Origin of the sequence: Prevotella sp. CAG:255 (assembly GCF_000431195.1) — a bacterium.
In the GTDB taxonomy this organism is placed as follows: domain Bacteria; phylum Bacteroidota; class Bacteroidia; order Bacteroidales; family Bacteroidaceae; genus Prevotella; species Prevotella rara.
The window spans coordinates 200,817-208,571 of sequence record NZ_HF986861.1 but is presented as its reverse complement, the minus strand read 5'-3'; the positions used below and the strand labels follow the sequence as shown (position 1 = coordinate 208,571).

Annotated in this window: 4 protein-coding genes; 1 reads left to right on the top strand and 3 read right to left on the bottom strand. The window is 44.8% G+C overall.

Annotated features, from left to right (window positions below; all coding sequences use genetic code 11):
* Positions 1-171: 171 nt before the first annotated feature.
* Genes cas2 through cas9 form a run of 3 tightly spaced genes read right to left on the bottom strand, consistent with a single transcriptional unit; the run spans position 172 to position 6,114 of the window.
* Positions 172-504, bottom strand: a complete 333-nt coding sequence (cas2, locus tag QVO66_RS12835) for a CRISPR-associated endonuclease Cas2 (protein ID WP_021855902.1) — start codon at positions 502-504, stop codon at positions 172-174.
* A gap of 52 nt (positions 505-556) precedes the next feature.
* Positions 557-1,501: a type II CRISPR-associated endonuclease Cas1 gene (gene cas1 / locus QVO66_RS12830; RefSeq protein ID WP_021855901.1), complete on the bottom strand. Its 945-nt coding sequence runs from the start codon at positions 1,499-1,501 to the stop codon at positions 557-559.
* A complete protein-coding gene (gene cas9 / locus QVO66_RS12825) occupies positions 1,498-6,114 on the bottom strand; it encodes a type II CRISPR RNA-guided endonuclease Cas9 (RefSeq protein WP_021855900.1) in 4,617 nt (1,538 codons plus the stop codon). Before cas9 ends, cas1 begins: the two co-directional genes overlap by 4 nt.
* A 1,122-nt stretch (positions 6,115-7,236) precedes the next feature.
* On the opposite strand from cas9, the gene QVO66_RS12820 reads away from it, so the two are divergent.
* The gene (locus QVO66_RS12820; RefSeq protein ID WP_021855898.1) at positions 7,237-7,755 is read left to right on the top strand and encodes a hypothetical protein; all 519 of its coding nucleotides are present in this window, start codon (positions 7,237-7,239) and stop codon (positions 7,753-7,755) included.

Sequence of the window (7,755 nt, the reverse complement as noted above, 5' to 3'; positions counted from 1 at the left end):
CTTTAAAATTCTTATCTTTGCATAGTAACAAACATCACGATATGCGTAAATATCTGATGCATAGACAAATACAAAGAAAATCAGAAAACAAAAAATGATGTTTGCATAAAACGAGAATCCCGTCTTACGACGGGATTTTTTATTTGTAAGAGGTTATAAAAAACATCCGTCTCAGAACAACTCAAGCTGCTGCCCCGGAGCATTCGGCTCTACAGGTTTGTGCCCATAAAATATCTCTATATTGCCAAACTGCTTGTCGGTTATGCAGAGGATGCCCACATTGCCAAATTCAGGAAGGAACGACTTTACACGCTTTATGTGAACTGCGGCATTCTCCATGCTGGCGCAATGGCGTACATAGATAGAAAACTGAAACATGGTGAACCCGTCGCGGCGCAAGTTCTTACGAAAAAGCGCGTAAGCCTTTTTGTCTTTCTTGGTGTCGGTGGGAAGGTCGAAAAATACAAGTATCCACATAACCCGGTATTCGCTGAATCGGTCCATAGTATAGATTATTAGAAACATATTTCGTCAATGCCCAGCCGCCATACTCTTATTAGAGTTCGGGATAAGCAATGCGGCGCAGTTCGCCGCTGAAACATTTGCAGAGCGATGCTGCCGTCTGCGTCGCGGCAATCATCAGCGGACTGCGCCGGCCGCCAATCACAACGTCAAGCGTAGGTATGGAGAGCAGCTTCATCTTTAGCGGCTTCGTCAGTTCAGAATATTCTTCAGTGTCGTGTCCTGCCGCCATGTCATACACAAGTCTGTCAACATAGGGGCGGTAAGGCTCCATGATGTCGTCTGCCAGACAATAGGCGTTGTAACGGTTATGATGATGTATGCCGAACGTGGGCAGCAAGCCGGCAGACACGAGCGAGCGGGCTATAATAGCTCGAAGTATGGCATATCCGTAGTTGAGAAGATTGTTAGGCGGCATGCCGTCGCGGCCACGGGTGAAGCCCGACAGCCCTGAAACATCCCTGAATATCTGTTTCCAGTAATAAGCCGCTGCACGCCCCTCAAGATTGTCGGGGTCGCCGCTGCGCACGTCGGCCGACCACCGCTTCATGCATCCTGTTTCTATCCCCGAAATATTGTCGAGCACTGCCGCCTGGTTGTCAATCTTGGCCTTGACAGTCTGCTGCCACAGCTGCTTTTTCAGCGGCAGCGATGCCTCTATCTGCCGACTGAAGCGCTCGCTCTGCAGCGTATTACCGCAAAGCGGAAGCATAAGCCCCACGGGCATGCCGCGCGAATCGCAGGTTACAACGGCACAGTTGTTTTCGAGCAGCGCCTCGAGCAGTCCGTTCGTAAGCGTTATTTGCCGGTTGTCGAACACAACCACACCGATGTCTTCCACCGGTATGGTTCTTGTGCTGTCTCTCTTCATGCTGTCCGGCAGGTCGCTCTTCTCCACCTCAGGCAGCTTTATTACGAGCTGCGCGTCTCGGAGAGATAGATATGCCGGACTGGTGAAACATAGTGTGCGCTTAATCATATCTTTTCGTTGTTTACCTCGGTTATATTTCCTAAACGGTCAACTTTAATAGGAATACATATTTCTTTTATCATCTCGCCGGTAATAGCTCTTCCTATTTTATTCAAAGAGAAAAATTCGACCTTATCAACTATTGGCGAAGCTACTATAAAGGGAATATAATAACACTCCGTTCCTGTACAGCTAACCATCTTATAAATTCTCCTCTTGTCCAAAGGCCTATTTATCGTTCCGTTCTTTACTACATCCTCCGTTGGCAAATAAACAAGGTCGTTAGGCGAAAGCACAAACAGCAGCTTGGCTCCGTCTTTTTCTTCAGGGGCAGGAGTCTGCCCGTTCTTCAGTCTGTCTATAACGGTCTTCAGAGGAATAGTGTCGAACACCCGCTTCTTTATCGTTTCGCCTGTAGTGCTGTCTTCATATTCTTTCAGATAGACGGCAAAGAAAAGATTGGTGCCTTTGGCAGCCTCAACAAACTTGGCTGCCTTGTTGCCTTTGGTGCCTATGGCAAACTTGTCTGCCTTTTCATATATCCTCACCTTATATACAGGCTTATGCGGCCTGCCGCCGTTAAGCTGTGTTATGTTGCGGTTCATCTCGTCTATGCCGTCGGCCGAGAATGCTTTTTGGCAGTCGCCTCCGTTGGCTTCAAGATGGCGCTTCAGAATTTTCTGTATGCCCGTGTCGGTTATCCGCTCTATCTGTTTTTTGGCGTCATCAGCCTTGGTTATCTTGCTGAACAGCGTAACGAGGTCGTTGCCAAAGCGTGTGGCAAAATAGCGGTCGCCGGTGTCTTTGGTGAAATAGTAAACCTTTATCTTCTTCAGATTTACATCCTGCCATGCGTCCTTGTTGTCTTCAAAATACTTGGTTATCTGTTTCAGATCGTAACCCAGCTCTATCATTGCCATTAGCTTCTTCTTCAGGTCTTTGTCAACAACAGCTTTAGGATTTGCCACAGCGTCCTTGAGCGACACTTCCTTTATGCGCCTCAGATTCACCTCGCCATACACCGTGTCTTTATGCATCGGCTTGCGTATGGCAAGGAGATGCCTGCCGTTGCGCTCCTCCTGTCTTACCGCCTTCTTTTCTTTTATGTGTTTCTCTTCGTTGTAGACAAATTTCTGATATTTGTTCACCGTCTTGTTTATAACCCTGAGATTCTGCTTAAAGCTGACCACTATGCCACGCAGAGCCTTCTCAACGTCGGCATTGAACGTAGGCCACGGCTTAAGGAACTCGCGGGCAACGCTAATGGTGCGCGTCTCGCCGTTTCGTGTCACCATGGTGTCTTCATATCTGCGCAGCTTGCGCGACAGCTGATAGCGCACGGCGTTGTTCTTAGACATGGCAGCCTCGTTGTTGAGCAGGTTGACGTGGCTGCGCGTGGTGCATGCTATCACTATGGCGTCCATGGCGTGGTGACGGTGGTCAATGCGCTTCTTGTTAAATCCCTTTTGCAGGTTCAGCGGCATGTCGGGTATGGTGTGGCCGTTGGTGCTTGTCGTGGTAAACCGGTCGGAGCCTGTAACAGCGTTGAGCCTTTCAAAGCGCGGCAGTATGATATGGTTCCACACATCGTTCACGCCCCAGTCGCGTTTCAGCCTGTCGGTTATTGCTCCGTTACATGCTATCACGTTCTTCGATATATCCTCCTGCTCGCCTTCATCGCGCACCATGTTAGAGAGCAGCGACTTTATCTTCTTGCTGATGTAGCGGCTGTCGTTGAGCTGGCGCTCTATAAACTTGTCGGGAATGTCGTCCATGAGCAGTTTCTTCATCTTAACAGGATTCTTTCTGAAGTTAAGCTGCACCAGTCTTTCATATTCCTCCGCCGTAAGTATGGTGACCGTCTCGCCCGAACTGAGCAGAACTTTCTCGCCGTGGTGTGCCTTGATGAACTCGTAGCCCAGCATGCGGTCTTTCAGCTGGTTTACTTCTGCCTCGCATATAACCTTGTTGGACATTGAGTCGTCGAAATAACGCGACTGCGGAATTACGTGCTCTATCTGATAGTCGTCGGTAAACAGACGCGAAAGCGATATGGTGCGCCCTGTGTAAGGCGACTGATACTTCTGCTCGAGCCACAGCTTATACTTAATTATCTCGCCGTGAGTTGGGCGCTTCTTAATGTCTGTCTGGTTGAACTTGCTTATTATTTCATTTATCTCATCGGGCACTTCATCGACACTTTCCAACGCGCCTTCCTCATATATCCTCAACATCTCCTGCTGCGACGGCGAATAAGGACGCACGCCGGCTATGCCGAAATCAGGATCGGCAAACTCGGCAAGCATAGCCTTTATGCGCAGGTTTGCGTTCTCGTTGTCTATCATGCGCTTAGACATCTTAGCCCTGACGTCGGCCGGATTCTTCATGTCGCGGCCCATCTCAATGTGTATCTCGTCTATCTTGCCATACTGCCGCCAGATGTCGCGCACGGTGCGCAGAGTCTCGGTAACCACCTGCTCAACAATAGGGTTGCGCAATGAGTGTTGCTTAAAGTGGTCAAGATATTGGTCTATGTCGGCCGGACAGTTCCAACATGTTATATCCTTCGACTCGCTGTGACGGTCGTAGACAATATAGCATGCCAGCCAAAGGGGCAAGCCTCTGAAATGTGATACATCCGTCAGGTTTATCGCCTTCTCTCTCACCCTTGTCCTTATGCTCTCGTCATATTCGCCGTTGATTATCTTGTCTATACGTTCAAGCGTGTGTTTGTCAATGGCGTCGGCACTCCAGTATTTGCCTGTGCGCATAAGTGCCAGCAGCTTCTTTATAGCCTTTTCTGAATAAGAGCCGTAATTTTTATTAAACGGAGGCAACGAGCTGAACACTTCGGCAAACTTGCCGCCGAGACTGTTTTTCGCGGCAAACTTTTCCATGGCCTTTGTTATCTCCTGCTTGTCCTCAACCGAATAAAGGATGTGCCACAGGCTATATTCTTTGTCCTTATCCAAGAAGCCTTCGTCTATGCCGGCATCTTTAAGTCCTTTCAGAATCAGCGCGCGTGTTTCGTTGCACGGATATGTCTTGTCCTCAACATAGTTCCAACGGTAAGGATAATCGCTGTCCTTGCCCTTGGGCTTCTTTATTTTGAAATATGTTCCCAACAAAACGCTCTGCGTTATGTCCTTTCGGTCGTTGAGAAAGTCGAACAGGCTCACCACATCGTCAGCGCTCTTTATAAACTCGCCGGTAACGTCAACGTCGGTCTTCACGCTGTCGCCTATCTTCTTCTGCCGTTCAAATATCCTGATGTTCTGCACAAACTGCCATAGGCGGAACTCCTGAAACAGCGGGTTGGATTTGGCTACGCATTTCACGGGAGCCGTCTTCACCTCGCCGGTTTTACTGTCGGTATAAGAATGTTCCTCATAAGGACAGTTGTCTATTAAAGACTTTTTGCTCTTCAGCGGACGCTGATAAAAGATGATGTTGTCTACAAAAAGATACGTGAAGTCGCACGACGATATAGACTGCCTGTAGGCGTCATTGCTCTGATACAGTTCGCTTATGCACCTGCCGTAAAGCTCATTGTCGTTAAGTTCGGGGATAAAGCGCTTCTGCGAGTTGATAATCTTTTTCAGCTCTTCTTTATAATACTTGCGCTCCACGGTTCTTACGAGCTTGCCCCTTATCTTCTGAGTTGGATCGGCCAGCAGCGCATCGTAGATATATTCGCCTACGGTCTTGCCCGACCTGTCTATGTCGTTTTCAGTTTTCTTTTTTATCAGAGTCCAGTCGTCTTCTTTAGGCATTCTGAACGAACGCTTTATGTTTCCCTCCTTGTCTTTCTTCGGCGTTCCGTCTTTTTCAAGGTCGGTGGTAACTATAAACTCCTTGGTCTTGCCTATCCAGTCGGGAGCCTCGGCAGCCGGACGACGATAAACCATACCATTCTCAAGCATGATGTTAAACCACGTGTCCTTACCTTTCTTATCGCCCGTGTCCTCAACGCCGACCACTTTCAGCGCATAATATTCCACGAGCTTGCCTTTATCATCGGTATGTTCATCCTCTCCTCTCAGCTGATAATAGCCACGCTTCTGGTTGAAGTTGAGCAGCAGCCAGGCCAGTTCTTGTTTAGTGAGAGGCTTCGACAGAGCCTTCTTACGCAGATAATATATAGTCCAGTCGTAAGGCACCTTACGTCCTCCGGCCAGCCATTCGGGCTGATGAGCTACAAAGTCGGCAAGCATCTCGCGGAACGAATCTTCAAAGACAAATGTCCATTGACCGCTCTCGTCCTTTCTCCATGCAATCTTACATTCCTCTCCGTCCTTGAATTTGCCGTAGCGCGTAAGTGCAGCAGAATAATGTTCTGGCAGAAATCCCATTACGTCGAGCACCCTGTTAAGGCGTTCGCGGCGCAGCTTATGCCGTTCACCCATGCGTCTTATTCCTCTTGCCGCCGTCCTGTCGGCAGTCTGCGATTTAGTGTTGCCCTTGGCAAAATCACCAAGAACAGCTGCGTCCATCGGTATTATTCTGCTTCCGGCAGCCTCAATACCGTTTATTCTCTCAACATCGTCACAATCTTGTTCACTTTTCACCAAAGCCCAGCCTATACTGTTGGTGCCGAGGTCTAGTCCTAATATATGTTTCATCTTCAATTAAATCAGTTGCAAGTTAAGTTAATGTACAAAGATAGCGAAAAGCGAGACCAATGGCAAATAAAAAACTATGTTTTTTAACTTGGCTTTGCCGAGCCGAATACTATCTTATTTAAAGATGGTGAAAAGCGAGAGCAACGACAAATAAAAACTATGTTTTTTACGAGCCGCGTTATAAACAATTATATTATTAATGAAGCAATAAACTATAACAGTTTTTCAGATTAAATCTTATGAATATAGCGCAGCTAATTTGTAAACTTTCTTCATGTTTTCCTGACCATTTGACGCTCTCAGAACACGCATGCTCTTCGCCATACCGCGGTTTGGGGCAGAAAAGGGCAAAAAACGGGGCGTTTTGTTAAGACACTGACTAACAAGGAGTTGCAGCAAATAAGAGTGAAAAATAGAAGTGTTAAAAAACATAACCGGCCCACTTACGCATAAAAAGTGGCCCGTTTACGGATGAAAAGGTGTCATTTCTGAAGCTCAAACTTATGGCTTCAGGCCCAGAAATGACTGATTTTAGTGGCATTTGCCAGCTTGTCTGCAAACGTATGTTAATGAAGTGACGTTCTTATTGCCATTTCCTTAACATACGTTTACTTTCCATTTTCCAGATTGAAAAATATTTTTGTCATAAGTTTTTACCATTGACATATTAAGGTGATAGAATATTTAAATTAACATTTGCTTCTGTATCTTCTATATAGGATAATTCAGTAAAATATTACAACTCTATGTATAAACATAAACCTTATCGTTTTCACTAAAATCAGTAGATTGACAATTATCTATTTAAGGCATTATTTACTGTATTTATCCCAAATCATATAAATTTTAAAGATAATATTTTGCTCTTAAAAAAAATAATAGTAATTTTATGCCCAATATAATCAACGAAAAAGACTTGAAAACATTGCACCAACAAACAGTTGACAGAGAAACTCATAAAAATATATACAATCTCTGAATAGTGTACAAATTAGTCACAATCAAAATATTGGAATCTCTATTAATAAAAATATACTTAAATAAATTACACGAAGTTGTAAAAGACTTACTTAAGCATTTAAATACTTCCATTCTAATAATTAATATCAAAAATTTATAATTATGTCAGTTTCATCAAATTACAACTCACCATCTTTTAAAGATGAAATTAAAAAGTTTGTTCAATCCGAATTTGAGATATTGGTAAAGTCTTTATGTTCGGAAGAAGAATTAAAAAGAGTTCCTAATATTTCTGAAATTTTTTCTGAAAATTTAGCAAAAAGTATTGTAGAAAAGGTTGAAAATCCTGAACGTGATAAAAAGTTGTCCATACTATATACCCACGAGAAAAATTTTCTCGATATTCTTAAAGAATACAAAGAAGAAATCAAATTTGCAACAACAATTCAATCTGAAATCAGAAAAGAGGAAGCTACGTTTTTCTCTTCAACACTAAAGGAGGTATGCAATTCTTTAAAAGAAACTCAGATAGATCCCAAATGCCAGGTACAGTGGATTTATGATCTTGTTTCAAGTTACACGTCTAGCCTGAAACTTTCTAGCAGATTAGCAGAAGAGCATGTAATATCTCTTCTTGGTGACATACAAAAAGATGTTTCAGATGTTATAAATAAAGAATGA